1 protein-coding gene is annotated in these 298 nt (G+C 41.3%); it reads right to left on the bottom strand.

All coding sequences use genetic code 11. From position 1 onward, the window contains the following. Positions 1–74: 74 nt before the first annotated feature. Positions 75–298 (bottom strand): integrase core domain-containing protein (locus FTW16_RS04480; RefSeq protein WP_146490208.1); only part of this gene is annotated, 224 nt, incomplete at its 5' end.

The raw sequence follows: 298 nt of genomic DNA on the forward strand, positions 1-298 counted from the left end.
TAAAGTTGAATCAAACCAAAAACGCCGAGCGTTGGGAATGATCTTCACCCGATAAAATGGACACCCTATCTTCTTTAACCCGTCATGACTTCATATTCATGCGGGCTTCGATATCCAAGACTTGAGTGCAGTCTATAACGGTTATAAAAATGCTGGATATAACCGGCAAGTTTATCTCTAAGCTGCTTCTCACTTTTAAAACTATTTTTCCTAATTATGTCGCCTTTGAGCGTATGGAAGAACGACTCCACCTCTGCATTATCAGTACAATGACCTGGGCGATTCATGCTTGGGACAA

The organism is Vibrio sp. T20, assembly GCF_007858795.1.
Lineage (GTDB): Bacteria > Pseudomonadota > Gammaproteobacteria > Enterobacterales > Vibrionaceae > Vibrio > Vibrio satsumensis.